Origin of the sequence: Mesotoga sp. B105.6.4 (assembly GCF_002896535.1) — a bacterium.
In the GTDB taxonomy this organism is placed as follows: domain Bacteria; phylum Thermotogota; class Thermotogae; order Petrotogales; family Kosmotogaceae; genus Mesotoga.
In genome coordinates, this window is record NZ_JWIM01000001.1 from 1 (window position 1) to 26,667 (window position 26,667).

The following is a 26,667-nucleotide window of genomic DNA, read 5'->3' on the forward strand; positions in this document are numbered from 1 at the left end:
AGTTCCTAATCGAAGCCTGTACTAGGGTCACGCCACCTGTATGCCGGTCACCATCTGGACAGTAAGCAGGTTTCCTCCAGACTTATCCCGGGATAGTATGTCCTCCCGGTTTTGATGACACTAGTAGTTCTTACGACACGTTCACGGTGGTTCACTTGTATTCGTCTCCTCTGGTACTCACCTGACGGGATCGCTGTCCCGCCTTTTCCCGTAACGTTCACTACCATGGCTCTTTACCACAGCAGCTTACGGTGGTTTGAAGCCTCCACCTGCATGGCGGCTTCGAGGGGCCCTCCCTCATCTTCAATTAAGCATGGCTTGAAGTTTCCTTCTTCGCCTTCTTGGCACACACCAACCGCAACCAGTATTGTGGAAACAACTATGGAGATTCCACATTATAAATCTCGCAATCTTCACTATAATTTTAATGCAAATGATTGATTCTTAAGAAAATGGCATTGCTCAAACGATCAGTCTTCAAAACTCTGATCTTGAAGAATCCTTTAGCGGTCAAGAGCCCGTCACTGAGTAGTGCTTTCTGGGTATCGTGAAGGCAAAAATGATAGACTTGACAAAACCAGTCGTTTCTCATACAGGAGTATTTATGAAGAATTGGCTTATAGCTGTCTCTCTGGCTGCTCTAGCAACGCTTTTCTGGGCCGTTATAGGTTTTGCGGTGACAGAAGTCAGGTATTCTAAAGTTGAAAGTCAAATTGCCAACTCCGCAAGAATGATCGCGGAAAACACTGCAAAGACCACATTAATCGGCCACTTTCATCGGGATTCGTTTTATGAAGCTGTTATGCAGAATGACAACGATTTCACCAATCACTACCTAATGGAGATGCTGGCCAGTAATATGCATATCAAAGGTGTTGCTGTTTTTTTTAATGATGAGGTTTTTGCGTCTGCTGGTGAGAAGTTTGAAATTGCCGTCACGCCTACTGTTGAAGGAGGAGACTACTCGGAGATCTTCTCAGTGGGCAAGGATCTTTTTGCAATTTCTGCCTTCACCAACAACGCTGGTTCAGAGAGCTCAAAGGATGGGTATGTCATTCTGAAGCTAGATCTCGAGGGAATTCTGAGTCTGCTTACAACAGAAGGATACAGCTTGAATAGCGAGAAGGGGAGTCTGCTATTAGCAGGAGTCTCAGTTTCTCTTGAGCGCAGATGGCTACCGGCTAACTATGCCGCAATCGCTTTCGTCTTTCTTCTGACATTCGCCTTCACCGCTACTATACAGCGAATGACTGGCAAGAAGTTTCTTGTCAGAAGGAACAGAGAAATGTCTCTGCTTCTGGAAAAGATTCCGACACTGATCTGGTGCTTCAGAGATCAGGAGACTTTCGGAATCGTCAATGAGTCGTTTGCAAAGTTCTTTGGCAGGCACCCGGAGGAAATTGATGGGAAGAATGTCTTTGAGATTCTCACGGAACAGGAGGCAATAGAATGTGTTGAGAGCAACAAGGAAGTTTTCGCTCGAAAAGAGAAACTTGCTTTTGAGCAGAATTCAGAGAACTCGATTGGAGAGCTAAGAATCCTGGAGATTACGAAGACGCCGGATATCGACGAGTTCGGAAATATTAAATCCGTGGTTTGTTCTGCAAACGATGTCACAGAGGAAAGAAAGGCTCTTAGCAAGATCAAGCTCATCCAATTTGGGCTGGATAACGCGAACGATGAGGCCTACTGGATTGCACCTGACGGCACGATACTGTATGCAAACAGCGAAGCCTGTAAGAATCTTGGATACACAAAGGATGAGATTTCCGGACTGAAGGTAAATGATCTCGATAAATCGATGGAGGCAATGGATAGAAGAGTAAGCTGGGAAAGGCTTAAGTCGAAAGGAAGGGATACATTTGAAGCCTATCATGTGAGAAAGGACGGCTCTGTCTTTCCCGTCGAGATTAACAGGAATTATTTCAGGTACGATGAAAGCGAATACGAATTTACTTTTGCCCGAGATATATCTGAACGCATGAGAAATCTGGAGATTCTTGAGAGAGATAGGTTCAGAATAGAACGGCTTCACGATGCAGCTCTCAATCTGGAAAGATGCGGAACCCTCCAGGATGTATATGACTCTGTGATTGAAGCAGCTAATGAGATCCTTGAATTTGATATATGCTTCATCTGTGTCAACGAAGAGGATAATCTAGTAATCAAGGCATCTTCCAACCTAAATCCGCGAGACCCAATTGTAATGCCGAAAGATGTTGGAATTGTCGGGAAGACTTTCAGAGAGAAGAAGCCTTACATAATCGATGATATCCAGGAGTTCCCCGGCACTCTCAAATCAAACGACATCTACCGTGCTGGCCTAAGCGTTCCGATTGGAGATGTTGGAGTCTTTCAGGCGATGTCCGCGAATAGGTCGAAGTTTGGCCAACAGGAGCTAAGACTGACTGAACTTCTTATGTCTCACGTCCGCGAAGCGATCGTGAGAATCGAGACCGAGAAGCGTATGAATTACATGTCTCTTCATGACGGGCTTACTGATTTGTACAACAGGTTCTATTTCGAGGAAGAACTCATCAGGTTGGAAGGATCGAGATTCTATCCTATTTCAATCGTTTCGGCCGATGTCGACGGTCTGAAGCTAATTAACGATACGATGGGCCATGCAAGAGGAGATCAGATACTTTTGGAGTTTTCGAGAATTCTGAGATCCTGTTTCAGAAAGAATGATGTTATTGCAAGGTTTGGTGGAGACGAATTTGCAGTTATTCTCATACGAACGGATGAAGCTACTACCGAGAAGATCGCGTCGAGAGTCAGGGAGATTGTCGGTAAATTCAACAGAGATCACATCGGACCTCCTCTGAGTGTTTCCATGGGAATCGCTACCAGTAAGGGACAGGAACAATCTCTTGTCGAGACTCTGAGGCATGCAGATGACCTGATGTATCGTGACAAACTTTACAGGAGCTCCAGCGTCAGAAGCCAGATGGTGAACACGCTGCTAGTTACTCTTGCCGAAAAGGATCAAATCTCTGGCGGTCATGCGAAGAGACTGCAGAGGATGTGCCTAGAACTGGGAAGAAGAGCAGGACTGAGTTCTCGGCAACTCAGCGACCTAGCGCTTTTTGCTCAGGTTCACGATCTAGGAAAGGTTGGAATTCCAGATAGAATACTATTCAAACCAGGCCCACTAGATGATGATGAATGGAAAGTGATGAGACTTCACCCAGAAAAGGGATACAGGATCGCCGTGTCATCTCCAGACCTCTCTTCAGTCGCAGATCTAATTCTCAGGCATCATGAAAGATGGGATGGTGAGGGCTATCCTCTGGGTATCAAGGGCGATAAGATCCCCGTTGAATGCAGAATTCTTTCTATTGTAGATGCCTTTGATGCAATGACAAATGACAGACCATACAGCAAAGCCAGGAACAGGCAGGAAGCAATTGACGAAATAAAGAGATGTTCCGGTACTCAATTTGACCCCGAACTGGTGATTAAGTTTAGGGAAATGATAGAGATAGAGTCTTTCTAGATGCTCTTGATTATTTGTGAGATTTTTTTGTAGCTCAGAAGAGATATAAGAAGCGCTACTGCCAACGATGATAGTGATATTAGAAGGAGCCAAGCTGTGCCGGTGCCGTCAACTGCGCCTTTCAGAATCAACGTGATAGGCATTATTGCCCCAAAACTCAATCCCATGCAGATCAATTGGTTCAGAAGAACGAATTTCGTTCTCATGAATGCATTCGGATTATCCATTTGATCGGGAGGTGACGAAAGAACACCTCTTATACCGAGCAGAGAGGATGTCACATAAAGCACAAAGACAGCCGGAACAACCATAAGATAACCGAAAGAACCTCTCTTGATCAAGATGCTTACGCCTAGAACGCCCACAAAGAGAACTGTCCCCAACAGAACAGGTAGAGTGGTTTTTATGGCTATCATCCTTCCCAGAGAAAGAGGCAATATCTTTGTAGTCTCAATAAAGGGATACTCTCTGCCCATCAAAAAGGCGGATTGTATAGTGGTGAAGATGGTACTAATAAGTACCATAGTGAAGATCGATGTTACTACTTCTTCTGATATAAGTCCAAAAACAAGTCCAAAGACAACGGGATAGAAAAGATAGTATATTAGCTGTTCATAGCGTCTATATATCTTTAGTTCTCTTCTGAGCAAAACCCATCCCCGCCTGTCATTGAAGGTCACGGTCTTCTGCTTGTTCTTGGAATATGATACCGGTTCGAATTTGATAGATGAGGCAACCCTGAAAAAAACATATCCCAGCAAAGGAATTGCTGCTACTCCAACTAGGAGGTACAGAGGGCTTTCCGAAGACTTAACACTCCAGGTGAAGATATTCATAGGGTTTGAAAAAACCTCCCAAGCGCTTGCCAGCTTCTGCAGATAAAGCGGTATGTTATCCGTGCTCTGTGGAACTAACTGAACTATTATGAAGAACATGAAAGCTGCCGCAATTTGAACGATGAACATTACTTTTCTTGCGACTGCCCTGGACATGAATTTCCCAAGAGCTACAGAAACGATGGAAGCCAGAAGTACGGTGTTTATTACCACGAGAACAAGTGAAGGGATTCCGATCCATGGATTGGGATCGATCCTGAGATGGTATGGAAGAGCGATTCCCAGAAAGACGGACAGAGTGAGCCCCTGATATAGGGTCGAGATAATAATCTGATAGACTATGATACTCACTCTCTTTACCGGAAGAACGAGAAGCATGTCTATCTCATCGTTTCTCATGAAGAGATAAGACGATGTGGCCGAAAACGAGATTAGAAAGAACAGCCCTGAGATTGTCAGAAAGAATCCGGCCATGACCTTGCCAAGGGAGACGCCTTCAACGGCTACTCCAGAAGTCGCACCATACACGTTCCAGAGAAACATTCCGATCATGATTGTGAATAGTGCAAAGACGAATAGCTGGCCCGAAAGGCCTCCTCTTGTGCCTTTCTTGCCCGGAAACATGAAGAGCTTGTACTTAAGGAACAGCTTAAGGTCGTTCAAATAGACACCTCACAATGCGCCTACAATTTCCTGGATGTCTTCGTTCTCGCCAGTAAGCTGCAGGAAGAGGTTCTCTAGAGTCTCTTTGTTGTCGGCTCCTGCTCTCTTTCTTAGCTCATCCATCGTGCCCTCGGAAATAAGCTTCCCCTTGTTGATTATGCCTATACGGTCGCACATCTTTTCCGCTATCTCCAGCACGTGTGTGGTCATGAAAATGGTAGAGCCTTCGCCCTTATACTTCTCAAGAAGCATCTTAAGTATCTTCGCGCTTCTTGCATCGAGACCTACGGTCGGCTCATCCAAAAAGATGACTTCTGGTCTCCTCATCAGAACAGAGATAACCATTATCTTCTGTTTCATACCGTGAGACATCTCAGATATCATCTTCCCCAGATAATCTATTCCAAACGCTTCACATAGTTCGCCGACTCTCTTCTTCGCTTCTTGTCTCTTATCGGGAAAGACATCCATAATGAACTCAAGGAACTCCGCTCCTGTAAAGTAGGAATAGATTCTTGGTTCTTCAGGGACAACACCGATCTTGCTCTTTATCTGAAGCTCATTATTCGAGTAGTTCATGCCGAGGATTTTTATCTCTCCAGAAGTAGGTCTAAGCGTACCGGTAAGCATTCTAATCGTTGTTGTCTTTCCAGCTCCGTTTGGTCCCAGAAAGCCATATATCTCGCCAGAGTTCACCAGCAGATCTATCTCGTCTACTACGGGGCTCTTATCGAATGCTTTCGTAAGTTTTTTACAGTCAATCATCTAGCATCCCTCCAGACGGTATTGCTTCAGGACGATCTTCGTGTATGACCCGAACCTATTCTACGACAAGACCCGATACATTTCACAAAATGTCAAGAAATTCTGTTGATCTGGCAGATGATTCCTATACAGCGCAGGCAATCCTGTTGCCGGATGATATAATTGGCTAAGTTTATGAGGTGGGCATATGAGAAAAGCTGTCTCCTTCGCATTATTAGCTGCCGTAGTAATAATTCTATTGTCGGGAATCAACGGTCTCAGCTTCGATCCCTCGCCCGCAGCATTTCTGAGCCATGATGATCCTGAACTGGCAGCGTTCAACCGAATCGCGGAGGTTTTTGGAGACACTGGATCGATCATGGTGATTCTTAATGCATCGGAAACTCCACTCGAGCTTCTGAAAAGAATATCAGATGAGATAAAGTCTCTTGACTGGGTCAACTCGGTGTTGTCAGCCACTGAAGCGATGAAGCTGGGAAGGTTCAATCTTTTCACTTTGAGAATTCCAACTGAGGACTACGTGTACTTGGAAGATGGGAAATTGGTGCTGAATGAAGATCTGCTGACAGATCCGATATACAGTAACCTGCTGATATCTTCTGACGGCAGCTATTACGGCATACTGATTACAATCGCAGACGGAAATGAGTTGAGCAGCGACACACTTGTCCCTGAACTTCGATCGAAACTCGATTCTCTCGATGTAAAGGGCTATAGACTAATTGGAGAGAGCGTTGCCAACACAGAGACATTCAGATCAATAATCGATCTTACCTTCAAGTATCCACCTTTCATTCTACTTGCAATTCTCATGGTCTACGTAATCAAGTTCAGAAAGGTCTCGCTTGCTTTGCTTACACTGGTTCCTCCTCTAGCCTCCGTAATGGCGATAGTTGGAGTAATGGGTATAATGAAGCTTTCGATCAACAGTTTGACCGTTATGATCCCTTCATTTATCGTCATTATTGGAAGTGCATACGGGATGCATTTCCTCTCAAGGTTTGAAGAAAACATTCATCTTAAGAATGCCGTCAGTCGGACAGTTCACGAGGAGAGAGTTCCTGTTCTTTTATCTGCTTTGACAACGATGGCAGGCTTTTCTTCATACATTCTGCTCGACTTGAAGGCCTTTCAGGAGATGGGTATATTCGTCTGTTCAGGAATCTTCCTCTCTGCGGTTTTCACAATTGTCGTGCTCCCGGGACTTGTGCCTTCAAGAGAAACTGTGAATCCGCAACGTGCATCACCTCCAAGAGACGTAAATCGTCTTGCGAAAAAGGTAGTTGTCTGGGCCGTTATAGTGGGCAGTATCGCCTCTCCTTTTCTGATCATGACAATTCCAATGACTATTGACCAGTATAATTTCTTCAAAGAGAATTCGGAGATTAGAAGAAGCGCAAACACCATGAAAGAGGCTTTCGGTTGGCTGACAAATTATTCGCTGATGGTTACACCAAAAGAAGGGGATAGCATTGCATTAACGACAGATCATGTAGAGAGTTTGGAAGCGTTCGAAGCGGAGCTAAAGAGACTTGATGGAGTTTCGAAGGTCATGAGTCTACTCGATCTGTCAAGAGAGACGGGTGTTCCGTTGACGCTTATGGTGAGAGCACTGAACTCAAGTGATGTTTTCGGTGACTCTACAACACTTCTTGTGAGCGACAATGCTATACGATTCAATCTGTTCTCTCCGGAGAGCGACAGTCGAAGCGCCGAAAAACTGAAGTTGGCCGTCGAAGAACTAATAATGAGCTATCCGGAACTGGATGACAATTTCAGGTTCAATCTGGCTGGAACTACGCTTATATGGAAGAGCGTGAACTCCTCTGTTGTTAACAATCAGATTCAGAGCTTGATAGTATCGTTTGGGCTTATCATGCTCCTCCTATTCACGATATTCAAAAGTTTGAAGTCGACAATCATCGCCACGATACCTATTCTCCTTACAACTCTTTTCAACTTCGCTTTTATGGCGCTTTTCAGGATCCCGTTGAGCATTTCTACAGCGCTCATTTCGGGAATGTTGATGGGACTGGTAATCGATTATTCGATTCACTTCACTATCTGGTTCAGGAGGTTCGGCGATTCACGTAGGGCATATCAACAGACCGCAAATGCAATTCTTGCAAACGGGCTCAGTCTTGTTGCTGGCTTTTCAGTTCTTCTGCTTTCACCTCTCTTGTTGTACGTTGATGTGGCGAAGTTGATGGTTAGCGGACTTGTTGTGGGAATGGTTCTTACTCTAATACTTCTGCCAGAGATCGCATCTAGAAGTAAGAAGTTTTCTGATAGGGCAAAAGCCTCTGACTGATATAATTCACTTATATTCAGATTGGAGGTGGCGTTCTGAAAGCTCTCGTTTCTCTTCTTCCAGACGATCTGAATCGGTTTGTCAGAGAGCTGTGGGATGAATTGAAAACAGACTTCGGATTACGTTCGGTTATGCTCAATCCATTTCCACACATTAGCTATTGCATTTTCGAAGAGACGACTGTCACTTCAGATTCCATGCTTGAAGAGATTGCGGCCGTTATGGGTGCCTTCCCGGCAAAGACAGAATATCTTGGTATTTTCACTGGTGAGAGACCGGTTATTTTCATTGGAGTAGCTAAAAGTCCTAGTTTGGCTTCTCTTCATAAATCGCTATGTAAAGTCCTTTGTGAAGCGGTAGACAGCAAAGCAGCCGTTTACAGCGAGACTCGCTGGATTCCTCATATAACACTTGCCTATGGAGATGATATTAATCGAAGCAACATAGGTCCTGTGATGGAGAGACTTGCATTCAGGGACTTCCATCATGAGTTTGTAATTGACAATCTGGCAGTTCTTGAAGAGATTCCAGAGAAGGGAATTGTTGTCAGTAAGAGCTTCAGACTCACCTGTTCCTGAAGACAAGCTGGTCTATCTTTATGAATCATTTTTCGTGACTTTCAGTGTCTCAGATGGGCTCTCAAAGAGTCCAATTTGTTATAATCGATCAGAAGAAGGAGGTAGATGAATGAAAAGAATTGGCTGGAAGGAGATAGATTTGAAAATTCCACTGCCGAAGAATGTAAAGTCAACTGAATGTTTAAGTGAACTAGAGGAGTTCATCGGACAGGAGAGAGCCATAAGAGCTTTGGAGACAGGGCTTCATATAAACGCAAAGGGATACAATGTTTTTGTTTCCGGCAGTAACAACACCGGAAGAAGGACATTTGTCAGTCGTTATCTGAAGAAGAAGGTCGAAGGAACAAAGACTCCGGGCGACTGGATATATGTCTACAACTTTGATGAACAAAGGTCGCCAAATTCAATTCCACTTGAAGCGGGCGCTGGGAAGGTATTTCAGAAAGAGATGAACGAGTTTGTTGAGATAGCTATCAACTCGATCAGCGAGAGCTTTCAGAGTGAGGACTACCAGCAGAAGGTAACTTCGATCCAGAATGAGCAATCGGAAAAGCGTTCAAGTATGCTGAAGGAATTGTTAGAAAAGGCGAAAGAAAAGGATTTCACTGTTCAAATAAACCAGACAGGAGTTGCAACGATTCCTCTCTGGAACGGTAAACCGCTTACCCAGGAAGTGTACGAAGCCTTACCGGAGGAATACCAGAAGCAGCTTACCAAGAAAGGCGAGGAAGTCCGTGAATTAGTCAACTCGTATCTTCTTAGATTGAGCAAGATGGAAAAGGAGTATGGTGAGAAGTACAAGGAATTGAATCGAAACGTGGCTTCTTTCGCAGTTGAAGGTCACATAAAGGAGATGAAAGACAAGTTTAGCAAGAACAAAGAGGTCGTTGATTTTATAGAGAGCATGAAGGAAGACTTGCTTGACAATCTGGGAGTATTCTTCAGCCAGGAGATCGACTCCAAAGCTTTCTTCGGCAAGAGATATGCGGTCAATCTGTTTGTCGACAACTCGGGAATAGAGGGGAAACCCGTTGTGGAGGTAACAAACCCCAATTACTCCTCCCTTTTCGGAAGAATAGAGTATGTAGCAAAGATGGGAATGCTTGATACCGACCACACCATGATAAGGCCAGGCGCAATACATAACTCGAACGGCGGGTATCTTGTCCTTGATGCCAAGAGCGTACTGAGCGAACCCTACGTCTGGCAGACTCTGAAGCAGGTACTCTTTTCCGGTCTCGAAGGAATTGAGAATCTAGAACACAAGATCGGTCTCTTATCGACTGTTAGTCTGAAGCCTGAGCCAATTCCGCTGGATATAAAGATAATCATGATAGGCGAGCCGTGGATATACAGCATGTTAAGTACGCTCGATACGGATTTCAAGAAGCTCTTCAAGATTAAAGCCGAGTTTGATTGGGAAATGGCGTTGGAGAAGGACACGATTGGCAAGCTCTGTGGGCTAACCTGCAATATTGTGAGGGAGAATACTTTGAAGCCGCTTGAAAGGGACGGAATCAAAGAAGTGATAAAGAGAGCGATATTCCTTTCGGGAAGCAGGAAGAAAGTCTCGACTCAGTTTGGTACCCTTGAACAGCTCCTCCTGGAGAGCTCGGCCATGGCGGATATGAAGAAGCACGATATGATAGAGGCTGAGGATGTATCGACCGCTTGGGAAGAGATGCATACAAGGGTCTCCCTCTATCAGGACAAGATAAAGGAAATGTTCAAGAACTCGACATTGATGGTTCAGACAGATGGTGAGCTTGTTGGTGAGATAAACGGTTTGACAGTAGTCCAGACAGAGGATCTCTCTTTTGGAATACCGGTGAAAATAACTGCCAAAGCCGGTCCGGGCAACAGCGGTATAGTTGACATACAGAAAGAATCGGAACTAAGTGGAAGCATCCACAACAAAGCCAGCCTGACTATTCAGGGATACATGAGTTCGAGATATGCGCAGCAATTCCCGCTGAGTCTGAACGGTTCGATAAGTTTTGAGCAGGTCTATTCGACAGTTGAAGGGGATAGCGCTTCCGTGGCGGAGACAGTCGCTTTCCTGTCTGCAATTGCCGATGTACCGATTAAGCAGTCAATAGCAGTTACGGGCTCGATCAATCAAAGCGGAAGAGTCCAACCCGTAGGCGGAGTTCAGTACAAGATTCAGGGCTTCTATGATCTCTGCAAGATAAAGGGGTTTACCGGTCAACAGGGAGTGGTCGTGCCTCAGGCGAACTCTGACAATGTTGTTCTCCCTGACGAAATAATTAATGCCATTAAGGAAGGGAGATTCAACATATGGACCGTTGAGACCGTGGACGAGGCCATTGAGGTACTGACGGGCATGAAGTCGGGAAAGCTCGGGAAGAGCGGAGAGTACTCGCCTGGCAGCTTCAACCAGAGGGTAATAGAGAAGTTGATGAAGTACTATGAGATAGCTTCTCAATCGAAGAAATGACTAAGCAAGATACGTAAATCAATGGTGGTTGTTCAAATGGCCAATAAGAAAAATGGCGACAGACATATCTGGCATGTCCATCGCCATTTTTCGTAAGGCAGCTACCTGATCATGATTCGGAGTCTATTGCCGCGAATCTGTTCAGCATATAGTTTATGTATCCCTTTACATAAGAAGCAGTCTCTCTGAGAATCTCAACGGAGAGGTTGTCTAATTTCGATGTCTTGCCTGCTTCGTGAAGATCATCGAAATACTCTTTGCCTAGCCAGACTGCCTGAGGTTTCTCAAGTTCATTTCCCATAACATGTTTGAGTTCATAGTATACTGGATTGAGTTTCTCTCTGGAGTACTTCCGCAAATCTACCGCGGCCTGCTTCGGATTCTTGACGATTCTGGCAGGAACCTCTTCGAGCGCCATTAGCAGGGGCTCGTATTGTCCCCAAATCAAATAACCACCGTAGAAGTCGTATGCGAAGTGATAATTCGCAAAGATGGCGAGCCACTTGTCCATGTTGAAAGGAAGCTTCAGCAGTTCGAAAAACGGCGCGGGGAATGTATGAAAAGGCTGGCCGACATCTTCAAGATAGTGCATTGCTCTACCCATGAAGCGGTATGCCCAATAATGGTCTCCTCTGGAATAAGCGATCTCGGCCAGATCGCTGAAGTACTGAACGACGTCAGTCACTTCTCCGACTCTAACGAAGAAGAGCATTCTGTATTCCATGTGTCTTAATCCCTGGCTGTCTCCGAGGAGCGTCTCTATTCCCTTTAGTTCGAGCCCCTTATCCATGCCTAGATCGGGCTCGTAAGAATAGACCGAAAGGATCTGCCACAGGGGTGCCAAATTGTCAACAGGTCTGGGGTTTGGGAAGACTGCGCTGTATAGGTCGAGATCTTCTTCCGGCAGATAGCTCTCGCCGAGATAATCGTAGAAACCCTCTATGGCCGGATTGTATTCACGAGTGTCAACATCGGCGTATGTGTACGGGGTTATCTCAACGTACTTGTCAAAAACCTCCTCATACTGGGATACAATCAAATACGTTAGAGCATCGTGCCCCGACCATGAAAATCCGAACACGGCTAATAGCAGTATTAGAATCATCATCACCTTTTTCACGTAACCACCTCCAATTCTTATAATAACAGATTCAAACTGCATTATTGTCTTCTTGATACCGATTAGCTTCGTGATAGGCAAGCTTTCTGATAGTATTGTCTAAGAAAAGCAGTTTAGGGAGGTGCAATATGGCCGACGCTTCTAGAGGAGTTTCAAGAGGCTCATTAGACGTGCGGATTCTTCAAGATATTGAATTTGATTTCCAGCTCTACAGGTCTCTTGGTGCAGTATCGTACGAAGGAGGCACCGTAGGAGAGATTCTTTCGCTTGTACCGCATATAGATTGTGAAGACCCATCAACTTGGGTGAAGTCATTCAAGGACCTGGCAACAAGGTTGAAGAACCACGCTCTGAAGGTTTTGCAGAAGGGCAATAGCGAGACTGCTAGACAGGAGTTTCTGAGAGCAGCAAGTTACTTCAGAGCAGCAGAGTACTTCGGAGATCCTCGAGACTCTAAGACAAGGTACATCGGTATGGAAAGCAGAGATTGCTTTGTATATGCTTTCAGAACCACTGATATTCAGTTCGAAGCTGAGAGAATACCCTACGGTGAGGATTTCATTCCGGCGTACTGGATTGCTCCAACGACCGGCGGCACGAAGAAGACGATAATTATGATGAGTGGTTTTGACGGGACATCGGAAGAGATGTATTTCCAGGCAGGCTCGGCCGCTTTGCAGAGGGGTTACGCGGTTGTTCTCTTCGATGGCCCCGGTCAGGTAGGAATGAGAAGGTTTTCGCCCGAGACTCCGTTGCGTCCTGACTACGAAGTTCCGATTTCCAAAGTTGTCGACTATGCTTTGTCGAAGGAGGATGTCGATCCATCAAGACTCGCGCTGTATGGCATTAGTCTCGGAGGTTATTTCTCACTTAGGGCCGCTGCTCACGATTCCAGAATAAAAGCCCTGATTTCCAATTCACCTGTTACCGATATCTACAAGTACCTATCTGCATTTGCCGGAGAAGCTATCAATTCTCCTGAAGATATTACACTGGAAACGGTCGACCTTGTGCCCTCGGAGTATTTGTCTAAGGCTCAAAAGCTCCAGCTCGTCAACATAATGCTCAGGTTCGGCGAGGTCTCCATGTCCAAGGCTTTCAAAAGAATGAGGGATTTCGTTGTAGGCAACGCTATAAAGAGTATTCAGGTTCCATTCCTTGCCATGGTGGGAGAGGGAGAAGGAGAAGAGGCGCTCATCCAGGCAAGGGAAGCCTCAGATAACGTTTCGGGAAAGTCAACAATGAGAATATTCAAGAAGCAGGAAGGCGCAGATTCCCATTGTCAAGTTACTAATCTTCCTTTGTCCAATTCAGTGCTTCTTGATTGGCTGGACGATGTTTTTGGAGCAACGACATGAAGCGTATTGGCCTTTTGGGTGGGATGAGCTGGGAATCATCACTGGAGTACTACAGATTGCTAAATGAAATGGTCAAGAACAGGCTTGGGGGATTGCATTCCGCAGAATGCACCTTGGCTTCAGTTGATTTCGGCCCCGTTTCGGAGATGCTAAAGAGTAATGACTGGAAGGGTATAGAGAGGGTCTTGACTGCCGCAGCCATTGATCTGAAGAGAGCGGGTGCAGACTTTCTTATCATATGTACCAACACAATGCATCTTTTGGCCAGAGAAATCGAAGGAGCATCAGGGCTTGAAGTCCTAGAAATCGGTAAGGCAGTCGGAGAGGAGATCGAGAGAAGGGGACTTGAAACCGTTGGACTCCTCGGCACAAGATTCACTATGGAGAGGGCTTACTACAAGGATACTTTGGCGGGATTTGGCATAAATGTTATCGTTCCTTCAGCTGAAGAAATGGTAGTAGTAGATATGATTATCTTCGAGGAGCTCTGCAAAGGAATCTTCAGGGAGGAATCAAAGTCAGTCTATAAGGCAGTGATTAAGGGTCTTCAGTTCAATGGAGCCGAGGGAGTTATCCTTGGTTGCACTGAGATACCTCTGCTGATCAAAGAATCAGACGCTGACATTGCCGTTTTCGATACTACGGCCATTCACGCCCGGGCGGCCGTCGATCATGCTCTTGCGTGATTCGGAATCAAGAATACTGAATAGTCCACAGTTCTCTAGAGAATGCATGACGCATGAGATTGACTCACAAGACAAAAGCGTTTTGCTTCTGAATCGGTAAGTTCGACCGGATCCGAGATTCCAAATCACTCTTGTGTGAATCTCGACAGGGAAGGCTATTTTCTCAGGTAGATACTGCTATTCACATGATTAGCAGCTATTTCAAATTGCTAGTGATCGTTCACTTCGCGGAAGGAGGATCTAAGTATGAAAAGACTCTTGTTAGTGCTTCTATCAGTACTGCTGTTATCGGTAGTCTCTTTTTCTAGCGTTTACAATAGTGCGTCCAACGGTGACCTGCAAGGGGTAAAGGAAGCTGTCAACAGCGGTGGTAATATTAACGAGCGTGGCTATGCAAACAAAACACCCTTGATGGTCGCAGCGGATTACGGCCACTCGGAAATAGCAACCTACCTTATTGAATCTGGGGCAGACATTTCAACTGTTGACGACAATGGCTATACAGCTCTTCATTACGCTGCGAGAAAGGGTCTCCTCGATGTCGTGAAGATGCTCCTTGAAAGAGGGGCGGACATAAACGCTCATCCGGCCAGTTCGATGTTTTATGAAGGCTATACACCTTTGATCCTTGCCTGTGACAACTCCAAGAACGATGCTACTCTGGAAGTCGTTAAGTATCTTGTGGAGAAGGGAGCCGATCTGGAGAGAGTTGAATATGCTTTCCGCTCACCTTTGATTGCTGCGATATTTTCGAAGGGGACAAATACCGTAGTCTTCCTGCTTGAAAACGGAGCCGATCCAAATCGACCGGCCAAGGACGGAAGAACTCCTCTCTATCTAGCTATATCGGAAGGCCTCCCAATTGAGGGCATAGAAGCGCTTCTAGAACATGGGGCAGATGTGTCTATCGGCAATGAATACTATACGCCGCTTCAACTGGCCGTATCGAAGTCCAATAATGATATTTCGAAAATGCTGATCGAATTTGGCGCCGACTATTCTGGAGTAGATGATTCAGGTAATACCCTACTTCATCGCGCTGCAGGTAAGGGATCTACCAAGAACATCGAGATGTTTGTTGAGCTTGGAATCGAAGTTGATTCAAGGAACTATGAAGGGAAAACTCCTCTGCATATCGCTTCAGAGAACGAGTCCTTGAGAAATGTCAAGCTCCTTATTTCGCTTGGAGCCGACGTCCTGGCAAGAGATAACAATAATCACCTGCCCCTACACTTGCATCTCGCTGTCTACCAAGAAGACAAAGAAACTATTGAGAGCTTGCTTTCTGCGGGTGTCAGTATCAATAACAATGAAGTAGAAAGCGGTATCTCACCGCTTCATATCGCAGCCGCTTATGGAAAGCTAGATATTGTCAAGTACCTCTTAGAAAGAGGCGCGGATGTTTCGATCGAGACAGATGAGGGAATCCTTCCAATTCATTCCGCTGTCGGCCGCAGGGGAAAGACGGAAGTCGTCGATTACTTGCTCGAAAGCGGAGCTGACATTGAGGCCGAAGATAACGAAGGCAGAACGCCTATCTTCTATGCTGTTAAAGACTACAACATGGAAGCGATTTCTTACCTCGGTGAGAGAGGAGCGAATGTCAATCATCAGGATCACAGCGGGAAAACGCCCTCACACTACGCTGTCGAGGACAAATGGGACGCGATCGAAATGCTTACGATCCTGAGCGGATTCGGTTTGGTGCCGGATACAAAGGACAACGCAGGAATGACTCCGGAGGATTATGCTGCATCAGAAGAGATAGTTGGATTCTTGAAAACGCTTTATTGAAGTCTCGGATAAGTCCGCGATCCAAACTACTAAACCGGTGTCTGCCTTGCGCAGGGACCGGTTGTTTGTAATGGGCCATAAGATGTTAACCAAGAAACGTCATTGTCAATCATTGACTCTTCTGGCATTTTGAGCGGCTTTCTGAAGAAGAGAAAACAGGCAATCTCTTTCGCCGTTGGAGAAACCTTCTGTTAGCATTGTTTCATGATCTCTTCCAAGCCTTCCTAGCTCTTGACCAATTCTTATGCCGCTTTCTGTGAGAAACAGCCTGTAACTCCGGCTGTCTGATGGGTCGGTTTTCCTCTTTATATAGCCTGCTTCGGTAAGTTTCTTCATGGCTACAGGAGTAATTCCCTTATCGACACCGAGGATTTCGCTGAGCTCATTCTGGCTTATTCCGTCCTGGACATCAGCACTCTCACAAAGAAGAAATGACCATTTCCCAGTCAAAATTTCTGCATTTCCCTGCTGAAATAGACATTTGCACTGCGCGAAATGCGATATATCCAGCGGCCAATGTACTCTTCTCTATCGAAGGCTGGATCACGCGACGTCCGTTGTGCCTGCCTCAGCACTGAGCTCACTTGAACGGAATATCTTCAGTTCTCTAAGGTAGAAAACCAGCGATATTGCGAAAGCGATCAAATCGGCAAGTGGAAAGGATATCCAGATGCCATTAATCCCTAGAAAGCGCGGAATCACTAGAATCAGTGGTATCAGAATTATTATCTGTCTAAGGAGGGATAAGAAAAGTGCGGGTATGGCCTTGCCAAGAGCCTGGAACATTCCAGAAGCAATAACCTGGATGCCAATGGTCGGGATGGCAAGGATAACAATCCTGAGAGCAGAAATTGTGGGTTCAATAAGCTCGATTTCATCAGTGAAAATCGATATGAGTTGTCTTGCAAAGAAGAACATTATGATTGCCGAGAAAAGGGCGATCAACGTGGTAACTGCGGAGGCCAGTTTGACAGACTCTCTTGCTCGCCTCATTTTTTTGGCGCCGTAGTTGTATCCGACAATTGGAAGAAATCCCTGATTGACGCCGAACATAGGCATTATGAAAACCATTAGAAGTCTGTTGATTACTCCATACACCGCAACGGCAATATCCCCGCCGTAAAATACAAGCGAATTGTTGAGAACCACAGCGAGAAGGCTGCCTGCCACCTGTCTTGAAAATGCAGAAAGACCCACGGAGACGGTTCCCTTCAGGATTGTCCACTCTGGAAGCAAAGAAGCCAGAGAGATTCTCAGCAGACTCTTTCCGCTAATGAAGTAAAAGAGAATATAGATCGAGGTAATCGCCTGAGACAAAACGGTTGCCAGCGCCGCGCCTCTTATGCCCATGTTGAGAGTGAAAATGAAAATGGGATCAAGAATTATGTTAAGAACAGCAGAGATCAACATTGCAGCCATTGCTATCTTTGGTTTTCCTTCTGCCCTAATAACATGGCTCATAGCCATTCCAAAAGAAAAGAAAGCGCTTCCGAGAAGTATTATGCTCAGGTATTCTCTCGCATACGGAATGATGGCTTCACTCGCTCCGAGCAGTATGAGCAACTGATCTATAAAAAAGTATCCCAGCAGGGTCATCGCCAATCCGAAGGCGATCGAGAAAGCCATTACGTTTCCAGCGGCGCGTCTTGCCTTTTCGTGATTCTTTTCACCCAGCGCCCTCGATATAACTGAAGCGCCGCCGATTCCGAACAACTGAGCAAATGCCATAACGAATATTTGAACGGGGAAAGAAATAGATATGCCCGCGATGCCCATCGACCCGACGCCTCTTCCGACGTAAATTGTATCAACGAAGTTGTACATTGCCTGAACAAGCATGCCGATAGTTGCAGGTAAAGAAAGACTGAGAAGAAGCTTTCCAATCCTCTCCTCCCCAAGCATCTTATGTATGTCTTTTGCCATAACTCACCTCTAAGACAGTTGCATATTCAACTATTATAATTCATAGTAGTACCGAATGCTTTCTCTCTCGCTTTCGTGCCGGTAGTTCTGATTCGATTAGAAGCGAGTTGGCAATCGTTGTCCGTAAGCGGTCCACCGTTCTCCGGAGCCGCCGTTGTATGCTTAAAGGCGGAGAACCCGCTGAACGCTGATGAAAAACCACGTTGACCGTCATCGCTTCTCCGTTCTCCGTAAAAGCCACGAAGAAGATTGAAAACAAGATTCAGGATCCGAGTCTGAAATGATTGCCTTATGTTATTCAAAAGACACCACATCGCGTCATGCTGAACTTGTTTCAAAATACTGCTCTCAAGGTTTTTCGAACCTGCACACTGCAACCTCGGTACTTCAAGACCAGATCCCGTACAGAAGCATCACGAGATGACATGACGTGGAAGCATTTCAGAGCGAAACGAGTTTTAATGCTTCTTTTCTTGTTTGCTCTTACCAACAACCAATAACGAACAATTTATTATCGCTCTTTCTTGTAGCACTGCGGAATGACAGTCTTTTCTTACTTCAGGTCATCCTGGCACGCTTCTGGCAAGGATCTCGATCTTTGAAACAGTTGCCAGTGACAAGTTGCGAGTTGTAAGAGCAAAAGCTAATAAACTCTCTAAGTATCTTGAAACGCTCTTCTCGGTGGACGGCGGACCGTTGACGGACAACGTTGTCTCCGTCAGTGACCAGCGGGTCCTTGTTCTTAAGCGAATAGCGGCTCTCAGGACGAGATCCCGTGCAGACCCATCACGGGATGACAAAGAAAGGGATTGATACTAGAGTAATTCGGGATGCCGGCCTTAGGTTATTCGAAAAGCATCGTATCGCGTCATTCTGACACGCTTCTTGTCAGAATCTCGATGAATAGCGCGGAGATCCCGATCAGTTACCCTGAACAGGATCCCCAAACAGGAGCATTTTGGGGCAGGCTTCTCAGGGCAGGCTCTACGGGATGACAGCCGTTTTTTATGTGATTCTGACATGATACCAGCCTGGATCTCGGTTCTCTCGTGAGCGAAGCGACCGTCTCTACCAGCTTTTTCTCGATTGCTCTTCTTGGTGGACGGGTCTTTGCTCTTGGACGGTCAACGGAGAACGGATCTTCATAGCGTTTCTTAGCCCGCGAAGCGGAACTGGCCTCGCCGAAGGCGAGACTGGCCAGGCAAAGCCTGACTGGCCACCGAAGGTGACTGGCTTTCAGATCGCTTCCTGCCGAAGGCAGCCCTGCGTCCGCCGATGTTCTTTCGGCGCCTTGCGTCTTATTCCGCTCTTTCTCATTCTCTCTTGTCGGAGAACCATTCAACGGCCAAGTGATCTCGCTTGGCACACCTCAACCTGCAATCCCCGACCCCGGTCACGTCAACGACGGCATCGGTACGGTCGAAGTCTCAATGATTGGTAGCTTGTCAACCAAGAGTGTCTGTTGTATTCTTCTTCCATGGGACTTTACGCTCAATATTTGAGGTGAATTTATGATCCGGGGCAACAAGAAGTCTATTAAGGTCAAGTCGACATTCTTCCTAGTTATTACGGGTCTTCTCTGGAGTACGGGAGGTCTGTTGATCAAAAATGTAGACTCAAATCCACTTGCGATTTCCGGAATGAGAAGTATTATTGCCTCTTTAGTAATACTTGTAGCTCTCGGAAAACCAAAGTTCACCTGGTCTTTTTCGCAGATAGCCTCGGCTCTAGCCTACACAATCACAGTGATCCTGTTCGTTTCAGCGAATAAAATGACGACAGCTGCAAACGCGATTTTGCTGCAGTCGACTGCTCCCATATATGTTGCGCTTTTAAGCGCCTGGATTTTGAAGGAAAAGGTCAGGCTTCTTGATTGGATTACCATTGTGACTGTCTTCGGAGGCATGGCGCTCTTTTTCTTTGAAAACCTCGATAGCAGAGGTATGGTTGGAAACATTATGGCAGTAGCTAGCGGAGTTACTTTCGCTCTGTTCAATGTATTTATGAGACTCCAAAAGGATGGGTCTCCGATGGAGTCTGTGCTGCTAGGAAATATCCTTACTGCCGTTGTTGGGATTCCCTTTCTTATCGGTTCTCTTCCGAGTCTTTCAGGCTGGGTAAACCTTATTATACTGGGTGTTGCACAGCTTGGTTTGTCATATGTTTTCTATTCAGAAGCGATTAAGCATTCTACTGCACTGGAAGCAGTCCTGATACTCATGATAGAACCGATTCTTAGCCCACTATGGGTCTTTCTCTTTATGGGAGAGGTCCCTGGAAAACTACCAATGATCGGAGGAGCCATAGTAATTGGAGCTATAACTACCAGATTCATTGTGAGGGGGCTTTCAGGAAAACCGATAGCGCTGAAATATGCTGCCGCCAGAAGCCTTTTCAGGCGTAATAGACTATAGATTCTTAAGCGAGTTTCTAATTACACGTACCTCACTACTCATAATGTTGTAAAATAGTAAGAATACCTAACAAGAATGGAGGTGCATCATGTATTCAGATGAAGCATACTCCGCGGTTATCACTAAGATATTGTCTGGCGGAGCGGATTTTGCAGAAATCTTCCTGGAAGAGAGATACACGGGAAGTATAAGCATGGTTCAAGGTGAGGTGGAAGGAAGCGTTTCGGGGAAATTGTTTGGAGCAGGACTGAGAGCCTTTAAGGGGACAAGAAGTATCTATGCTTACACAAACGACCTTTCACTTGATGGTCTTATGAAAGTTGCGGATAGGCTTAAGGCGGTCATTGATCAAGAAAGAGATGTCGATACCGTAATTGATTTCAGAGAGAGAGAGTACGTTGATCTTTGTCCGGTTCTTCATGCACCCGAAAGCGTTCCGAAAAAGGAAAAAGTCGGTGTTATGAAGCTTGCTCATGAGGGAGCTTCGACTTTCTCAAGCACAATATCTCAAGTTGTCGTGAATTACATCGAGTATGATCAAAATGTCTGGATCTATAACTCCGAAGGAGTTAAAGCGCAGGATCATCGTTCAAGGACAAGATTGGCGATATCCGCTGTTGCTACCAAGAACGGCAATATGGAGACGGGTTTCTATGGTCCGGGAGGTGCAATGGGGTTTGAGTTCTTCAATATCAAGGACCCGAGGGCCGCTGGTGAAAGAGCTGCTCGAATCGCCGACAGGATGGTTAAGGCTGAGTATGCGCCTGCGGGAAAGATGCCTGTCATAATCTCCAATGAATTTGGCGGGGTTATCTTCCATGAGGCATGTGGTCATGCCCTGGAAGCAACCGGAGTAGCAAAAGGGGCGTCGGTCTTTGCAGGGAAACTGGGACAGAAGATAGCAAATGAATGTGTCTCTGCCGTAGACGACCCGACGATACCTAATGCTTGGGGATCGGCAAATGTAGATGACGAAGGGACACCGACAAGAAGGAATCTTCTAATAGACAAGGGAATCCTCAAAAACTACATGATTGACCGCCTCGGAGCGATAAAGATGAGAATGGAGCCCACTGGAAGTGCCAGGAGGCAGGATTACACATACGCTCCGACATCTCGAATGAGCAACACCTTCCTCCTTCCGGGAGAGTACTATCCGGAGGAAATAATCGCAGCAACAGACTACGGTCTGTACGCAAAATCCCTTGGAGGCGGTTCCGTGATGCCATCCACGGGTGAATTCAACTTTGCAGTTATGGAAGGTTACATGATAGAGAACGGCAGGATAACCAGGCCGGTACGCGGTGCGACTCTAATTGGGAAGGGCGATGAGGTGCTCACGAAGATAGACATGGTCGGTAATGATCTGGCGAGAGGTCAGGGAATGTGCGGATCTATCTCTGGCTCGATTCCCGCCGATGTAGGTCAGCCCACTGTGAAAGTGTCTGAATTGATAGTTGGGGGGCGAAACTGATGGATATCAAGACTTTCGCTGACAAAGCCTTCGAAATCTCCAGAAAGAGAGGGTTCGAGGAATCCGAAATATATTACTCAAGCGGTGGAGAATTCCAGTTGAGCTCTCTGAACGGCGAAATAGATTCGTATAAGGATGCCAGTTCGACAGAAGTGTACTTCAGAGGACTTAAGAGCGGAAAGATCGGAGCTGCTTTTTCCGAGGTTCTTAGCGAAGAAGCTGCAGAACTGCTGGTCGATGAGGCTTTTCAGAACTATTCTGTAGCAAGTGGAGAAGATGTATATGTGTTTCACGATGGATCGGGCGATTATGCGCAATTCGATGGTTATTCAGGAGACTTTCAGAAGAAATCAGTCAAGGAAAAGATCGATACGGTGATAGCGTTGGAGAAATCGGCGCTGGACTACGACAAGAGAATCGTTATGATTCCAACTTGCAGAACTGCAGACAGCTGGTCGGAACTTGTTATCGTCAACACCCTAGGTCTTAACAAAACGTATAAGAGCGATTATGGATTTGCTGTCGTTGTGAGCCTTGCGGAAGATGAGAAATCGAAGAAGACGGGCTTTTCCTTTTCACTTGTTAGAAGACCTGAGGAGCTTGATGTCGAGAGAATCGGTCACGAGGCCTCCAGGAGAGCGGTGGAACAGCTGGGTGCTGGAAAAGTCAAGAGCGGAAGGTACAGAGTAATCTTCAGGAACGACGTATTTGGACAGTTATTTGGGACCTTCATGTCTATGTATTCAGCAGATAACGTTCAGAGAGGGCTTTCGGTTTTGAAGGGAAAAGAGGGAACAGTAATTGGATCAAGCAGGCTGACTGTCTATGACGATCCTTTACTGCCCGAAAGTCCCTATAGCAAGCCTTTTGATGACGAAGGCTTTCCGACTTCCAAGAAAGCGATCGTGGAGAATGGAAAACTTATGACCTTCTTATATGATCTGAGAACTGCGAAAAAGGATGGGAAGAAGTCAACAGGCAATTCAGTGAGAGGAACTCACAGAGCAAAGCCTTCCATTGCTCCCGTCAATACTGTCATTGAGAGAGGAGAGAAGAGTTTTGACGGACTTCTCGAGACTATGGGAGAAGGGATATTTGTGACCGACTTAACGGGTCTGCATTCAGGAACAAATCAGGTCTCAGGGGAGTTTTCTCTTGGTGCCAGCGGGTTCTATGTCAGAAACGGTAAGATCAGTAATCCAATTGAGCAGTTCACAATATCCTCAAACATATTGAAGGTCTATAATGGAATTGCTGAAATTGGGTGCGATCCAATCTCCTCCATTTATCGTGTTACTTCTCCTTCAGTGCTGGTGGACGAAATCGATGTTGCATCTGAGTGATAAGGGAGGTGTGTTATTTGCCTTTATACAGGTTTGTCTGTGAAGATTGCGGTAATGAAGAGAGCCTTCTTCTGAAGATTAACTCTCAGGTGCCCCCTTGCGAGAAATGTGGGGGCAGCCTCTCCAAGCAGATAACCAACATCTCAAGCTTTGGCTGTTCTTCAGGTTCCGAAAGCTGCGGATCCTGCTCTGGTGGAAGCTGCTCTACTTGTGGCAATTGAACTCTTTATGAACACAAGCCCGGGGATCCCCGGGCTTTTTTGTTCTCCGGTTTCCAGTTGTGTTTACCTTTAAAGCTCTTTTCATTTATTCGTTTTTGTTGCTTCCGTTCTGCATTCAAAATCTCTGGCCGATCGCTTCGATTCATATATTTCGGGTTGTTCTGACCCGGAAAGACAACCGAAGAAATTGTCTAGCCTTTGGCCTGCAAGCAGTGTAACCAAGCGTTTACGAGACACCCAAGCATTCTAGGCATCTTCTCACCGATTCAGCTGTCGAGTTCCTTCTTAGATATCGACAATGTTCGAGGCTAGACTTCACCTAGTAGAGCTCAAGATACTTGCTGGTTTCCCAGTCTGTTACCGAAGCACAAAACTCGCTCCATTCGCTTTCTTTAGATCTCATGAAAGTATCAAAGACATGCTTGCCTAGAGTGTCTCTAACAAATTCGCTGTTCTTTGTGAACTCAAGAGATTGCCAGAGAGTGCCCGGAAGGCTTTCTATCATAAGCTCCTTCCTTCTTGATCCCTTAATGTTGAAGATGTTTTCATCTATTGGGACTGGTGGTTCAATACCTTTTTCAATCCCGTCCAGCCCGGCTGCGAGTGTAAGAGCAAGTGCAAGATAGGGATTACATGTGGGATCAGGACTCCTGAATTCCAGCCTGGTACCTTCTTTTCTAGTGCTGGGAATTCTGATCATCGCACTTCTGTTGCCCAGAGCCCAGGAAATGTTCACAGGAGCTTCGTAACCAGGCACCAACCTCTTATAACTGTTAATTGTGGGGTTAGTTATTGAGGTGATTTCTCTTGCATGAAAGATAAGACCTCCAACAAAGTTCAGTGCAATGGTACTCAGACCGTGTGGACTGCTTGGATTGAAGAAGGCATTCTTGCCTTCAGAAAAGAGACTCATATGAATGTGCATGCCAGATCCGTTCACTCCGGAAAAGGGTTTGGGCATGAACGTGGCGTGAAAACCGTTCATGATAGCTATTGTCTTCACCACCCACTTGAATGTCTGAATATTATCCGCTGTCTTCAGAATGTCGGTGTATCTGAAGTCTATCTCATGTTGAGATGGAGCTACTTCGTGGTGCGCGGCTTCAACTTCAAACTCCATTTCTTGAAGCGACATTACAATCTGTTTTCGAACTTCTTCGCCTCCATCGACGGGAAGTAAGTCGAAATAACTCCCTGTATCAAGCATTTTGCCAACGGGTTTTCCACAAGAACTATCCCTTCTAACAATGAAAAACTCCGGTTCTGGCCCTGCGAAAGCTTCGAATCCCATCTTTTTCGCTCTTTCGATGACCTTTTTCAGTATATACCTTGGATCTCCATCAAATGGAACTTCATCTGGTTTGTACACGTCGCAGATCAGCCTTATCGTATTAGAGTTGCCGTTGTCCCATGGAAGTAAAGCGAAAGTCGATAGATCAGGCCTTAGATACATGTCGGACTCTTCGATTCTCACGAACCCATCAATTGAAGAACCATCAAACATAGCGCCTTTCTCAAGAATAGTTGGCAGCATCCTTGCGGGCACTTCTACATTCTTCAGCATCCCGTTAATGTCTGTTATCTGAAGCCTTGCGAAACCAACTTCCCCAGATTCACTCTTCTGAATCAGCTCTTTTTCAGTCATGTTACCCCCGCTATCCTTGCCCGACCCAAGGGCATGTGATAGTAAAGTATATGCCTTGTTCAATAAGATTCTTCGAACCAATCGAAAAGTCTTGGAGTACAAATTGATGATAAACTAATCACAGGGAGGTGCCTGATGAATATTAAGCGTGCCTTTATAAGTGTTCACAACAAGTCGGGAGTGGAGAAGATCGCGGGCTATCTCGCCTCTAATGGGGTGGAGATAGTTGCTACAGATCACACCGCGGAATATCTTATAGATCATGGCATCAATGCAATAAAGGTTGCAGACTACACAGGGTTTCCATCAATATTTGACGGGAGGCTTAAGGCGATTCATCCGAGGATAATCGGAGGAATACTTGCGATCCAGGATCTTCCCTCACACATGACGGAGATGAAGGAACATTCGATTCTTCCCTTTGACATAATAATCCTGAACCTCAAGCCCTTTGAGTCTGCAGTGAAGAAATCACCCGATGAGTTGAACCTTTCTAAGGAGATCGATGTGAGTGGACCTGCACTTCTTATGGCAGGTGCCAAGAATCACAGGGATATAGTCGTCATTTCCGATCCGACAGACTATGATGAAGTGATAGAGAGTCTGGAAGAATGTGGCGATGTTCTTCTTCTGAAGAGGAGAAGGTATGCTCTGAAAGCGATCTATGCGGCAATGCTCTATAATTCGTCTATTCATAAGGCGCTCTCTCAGATTTTCGCTTCTGAAAAATATGATTACACAGTTATGGAGTACGTTATGCAGCTTCTCTACGGGGACAATCCCTCTCAGAAGGCATACCTCCTGAAGCTCTCAAAAGAACCCGGCCTGTTGGACGAGGTTCAGATCGGTAATCCGGCTGTGGGGCTGAAGAAGTCTCAGTTGAGGAACATGAATGTATTCATGGAGCTCTATTACTACAGTGATAATATCTCTGTCTTTCTAGACAAGGGAAAGATAACGAAGGTCTTTGCCGGCAAGCTACGTGACGGTTATTCGGAAGGTGGTCCAGACACGATGTTTGCATCTACTTTTGCTATTGATGGAGATACCATCAAGAAGCTTCACGAGGACGGAGTTGAAGCGTTTGGCGGAGTTTTCGACCGTGATGCAATTCTTGCTGCACGCGAAAGAGATATTATGATACTCACTGCTCCTGCGCACGAAGCGGTGTCTCTCTCAGAAGAGACTTACTCAGGCTTCGGAAATTACTTCGTGAGAGAACTATCATATAAAATGAAGGACTACGATCTTGAGAATGACGATAAGCTTGCTCTTTTCTGTTCTAGAGTGAATAGAGCGAACAACTTATCCATCTTCAGAGAGGGTGAGAGCGCCCTTCTGAAGAGTGGACTGAGCTACACAGAGCTCATGAATTATGACTTTGAGAATCTCGACCTTCAGGATTCGGTGATGGCATCAGATAATGATCTTACCGATGAAGTGCTCGCAAGACTCAAGGCCGCCGGAGTTAGAAGAATGATTTTGCCAGGCACAAGAAGAACCTATTCTCATAAGAGTGTACTCGTTTTGGGAATTGACTTTACTAGACTAAACAACTAAGGAGCACTTGAAAGCTGTA

Annotated in this window: 18 protein-coding genes; 12 read left to right on the plus strand and 6 right to left on the minus strand. The window is 45.8% G+C overall.

The window, feature by feature from the left end; translation table 11 throughout:
* The first annotated feature begins 559 nt into the window (after positions 1–559).
* Positions 560–3,499 (plus strand): HD domain-containing phosphohydrolase, encoded by a 2,940-nt coding sequence (locus RJ60_RS00005; protein WP_258006128.1) that lies wholly within the window; start codon positions 560–562, stop codon positions 3,497–3,499.
* Here RJ60_RS00005 and RJ60_RS00010 read toward each other — a convergent pair.
* Together RJ60_RS00010 and RJ60_RS00015 are read right to left on the minus strand one after the other, a co-directional pair.
* Positions 3,496–4,998, minus strand: a complete 1,503-nt coding sequence (locus RJ60_RS00010; protein WP_103133739.1) for a hypothetical protein — start codon at positions 4,996–4,998, stop codon at positions 3,496–3,498. The two genes, RJ60_RS00005 and RJ60_RS00010, sit on opposite strands and share 4 nt — an antisense overlap.
* Positions 4,999–5,007: 9 nt before the next feature.
* Entirely contained in the window at positions 5,008–5,763 is a 756-nt protein-coding gene (locus RJ60_RS00015; RefSeq protein ID WP_099830220.1) for an ABC transporter ATP-binding protein, read from the minus strand.
* A gap of 187 nt (positions 5,764–5,950) precedes the next feature.
* Between RJ60_RS00015 and RJ60_RS00020 the strand changes: the two genes are divergently transcribed.
* From RJ60_RS00020 to RJ60_RS00030, 3 genes are all read left to right on the plus strand, one after another.
* Complete coding sequence (locus RJ60_RS00020) at positions 5,951–8,074, plus strand: RND family transporter (RefSeq protein WP_099830221.1); 2,124 nt, start codon at positions 5,951–5,953, stop codon at positions 8,072–8,074.
* 68 nt (positions 8,075–8,142) lie between these two features.
* Positions 8,143–8,652: a 2'-5' RNA ligase family protein gene (locus RJ60_RS00025; RefSeq protein ID WP_099830222.1), complete on the plus strand. Its 510-nt coding sequence runs from the start codon at positions 8,143–8,145 to the stop codon at positions 8,650–8,652.
* 109 nt (positions 8,653–8,761) lie between these two features.
* Positions 8,762–11,110, plus strand: coding sequence for a Lon protease family protein (locus tag RJ60_RS00030; RefSeq protein WP_099830223.1), 2,349 nt, complete (start codon positions 8,762–8,764; stop codon positions 11,108–11,110).
* A gap of 109 nt (positions 11,111–11,219) precedes the next feature.
* Here RJ60_RS00030 and RJ60_RS00035 read toward each other — a convergent pair whose 3' ends face one another.
* Entirely contained in the window at positions 11,220–12,230 is a 1,011-nt protein-coding gene (locus RJ60_RS00035) for a phospholipase (protein WP_099830224.1), read from the minus strand.
* A 128-nt stretch (positions 12,231–12,358) separates the two neighbouring features.
* On the opposite strand from RJ60_RS00035, the gene RJ60_RS00040 reads away from it, so the two are divergent.
* The 3 genes from RJ60_RS00040 (at position 12,359) to RJ60_RS00050 (ending at position 16,068) form a co-directional block, all read left to right on the plus strand.
* Entirely contained in the window at positions 12,359–13,588 is a 1,230-nt protein-coding gene (locus RJ60_RS00040) for a S9 family peptidase (RefSeq protein WP_099830225.1), read from the plus strand.
* Positions 13,585–14,274, plus strand: a complete 690-nt coding sequence (locus RJ60_RS00045; RefSeq protein WP_099830226.1) for an aspartate/glutamate racemase family protein — start codon at positions 13,585–13,587, stop codon at positions 14,272–14,274. Before RJ60_RS00040 ends, RJ60_RS00045 begins: the two co-directional genes overlap by 4 nt.
* 246 nt (positions 14,275–14,520) lie before the next feature.
* Complete coding sequence (locus RJ60_RS00050; RefSeq protein ID WP_099830227.1) at positions 14,521–16,068, plus strand: ankyrin repeat domain-containing protein; 1,548 nt, start codon at positions 14,521–14,523, stop codon at positions 16,066–16,068.
* Positions 16,069–16,173: 105 nt separating this feature from the next.
* Here RJ60_RS00050 and RJ60_RS00055 read toward each other — a convergent pair whose 3' ends face one another.
* Positions 16,174–16,518: a MarR family winged helix-turn-helix transcriptional regulator gene (locus tag RJ60_RS00055; RefSeq protein ID WP_243392358.1), complete on the minus strand. Its 345-nt coding sequence runs from the start codon at positions 16,516–16,518 to the stop codon at positions 16,174–16,176.
* 93 nt (positions 16,519–16,611) lie between these two features.
* A complete protein-coding gene (locus RJ60_RS00060) occupies positions 16,612–17,991 on the minus strand; it encodes an MATE family efflux transporter (RefSeq protein ID WP_099830228.1) in 1,380 nt (459 codons plus the stop codon).
* A gap of 1,511 nt (positions 17,992–19,502) precedes the next feature.
* On the opposite strand from RJ60_RS00060, the gene RJ60_RS00075 reads away from it, so the two are divergent.
* The 4 genes from RJ60_RS00075 (at position 19,503) to RJ60_RS16445 (ending at position 23,443) form a co-directional block, all read left to right on the plus strand.
* Positions 19,503–20,405, plus strand: coding sequence for a DMT family transporter (locus RJ60_RS00075; RefSeq protein WP_103133741.1), 903 nt, complete (start codon positions 19,503–19,505; stop codon positions 20,403–20,405).
* Positions 20,406–20,493: 88 nt separating this feature from the next.
* Positions 20,494–21,879 (plus strand): TldD/PmbA family protein, encoded by a 1,386-nt coding sequence (locus tag RJ60_RS00080; RefSeq protein WP_103133742.1) that lies wholly within the window; start codon positions 20,494–20,496, stop codon positions 21,877–21,879.
* Positions 21,879–23,222 (plus strand): TldD/PmbA family protein, encoded by a 1,344-nt coding sequence (locus RJ60_RS00085; protein WP_103133743.1) that lies wholly within the window; start codon positions 21,879–21,881, stop codon positions 23,220–23,222. The genes RJ60_RS00080 and RJ60_RS00085 overlap by 1 nt, the downstream gene beginning before the upstream one ends.
* Positions 23,223–23,230: 8 nt before the next feature.
* Complete coding sequence (locus tag RJ60_RS16445) at positions 23,231–23,443, plus strand: FmdB family zinc ribbon protein (protein WP_374704097.1); 213 nt, start codon at positions 23,231–23,233, stop codon at positions 23,441–23,443.
* A gap of 319 nt (positions 23,444–23,762) precedes the next feature.
* On the opposite strand, the gene glnA is transcribed toward RJ60_RS16445, so the two are convergent.
* Positions 23,763–25,088 (minus strand): type I glutamate--ammonia ligase, encoded by a 1,326-nt coding sequence (glnA, locus tag RJ60_RS00095; RefSeq protein WP_103133745.1) that lies wholly within the window; start codon positions 25,086–25,088, stop codon positions 23,763–23,765.
* A 135-nt stretch (positions 25,089–25,223) separates the two neighbouring features.
* Between glnA and RJ60_RS00100 the strand changes: the two genes are divergently transcribed.
* On the plus strand, positions 25,224–26,648 hold the full coding sequence (locus RJ60_RS00100) for a phosphoribosylaminoimidazolecarboxamide formyltransferase (RefSeq protein ID WP_103133746.1): 1,425 nt from the start codon (positions 25,224–25,226) through the stop codon (positions 26,646–26,648).
* The last annotated feature ends 19 nt before the right edge of the window (positions 26,649–26,667 follow it).

Bases quoted from the DNA above. Each gene is read 5' to 3' on its own strand.
- RJ60_RS00005 (WP_258006128.1), top strand. From the start codon at position 560: ATGATAGACTTGACAAAACCAGTCGTTTCTCATACAGGAGTATTTATG.
- RJ60_RS00015 (WP_099830220.1), bottom strand. From the start codon at position 5,763: ATGATTGACTGTAAAAAACTTACGAAAGCATTCGATAAGAGCCCCGTA.
- RJ60_RS00020 (WP_099830221.1), top strand. From the start codon at position 5,951: ATGAGAAAAGCTGTCTCCTTCGCATTATTAGCTGCCGTAGTAATAATT.
- RJ60_RS00030 (WP_099830223.1), top strand. From the start codon at position 8,762: ATGAAAAGAATTGGCTGGAAGGAGATAGATTTGAAAATTCCACTGCCG.
- RJ60_RS00040 (WP_099830225.1), top strand. From the start codon at position 12,359: ATGGCCGACGCTTCTAGAGGAGTTTCAAGAGGCTCATTAGACGTGCGG.
- RJ60_RS00045 (WP_099830226.1), top strand. From the start codon at position 13,585: ATGAAGCGTATTGGCCTTTTGGGTGGGATGAGCTGGGAATCATCACTG.
- RJ60_RS00050 (WP_099830227.1), top strand. From the start codon at position 14,521: ATGAAAAGACTCTTGTTAGTGCTTCTATCAGTACTGCTGTTATCGGTA.
- RJ60_RS00060 (WP_099830228.1), bottom strand. From the start codon at position 17,991: ATGGCAAAAGACATACATAAGATGCTTGGGGAGGAGAGGATTGGAAAG.
- RJ60_RS00075 (WP_103133741.1), top strand. From the start codon at position 19,503: ATGATCCGGGGCAACAAGAAGTCTATTAAGGTCAAGTCGACATTCTTC.
- RJ60_RS00080 (WP_103133742.1), top strand. From the start codon at position 20,494: ATGTATTCAGATGAAGCATACTCCGCGGTTATCACTAAGATATTGTCT.
- RJ60_RS00085 (WP_103133743.1), top strand. From the start codon at position 21,879: ATGGATATCAAGACTTTCGCTGACAAAGCCTTCGAAATCTCCAGAAAG.
- glnA (WP_103133745.1), bottom strand. From the start codon at position 25,088: ATGACTGAAAAAGAGCTGATTCAGAAGAGTGAATCTGGGGAAGTTGGT.
- RJ60_RS00100 (WP_103133746.1), top strand. From the start codon at position 25,224: ATGAATATTAAGCGTGCCTTTATAAGTGTTCACAACAAGTCGGGAGTG.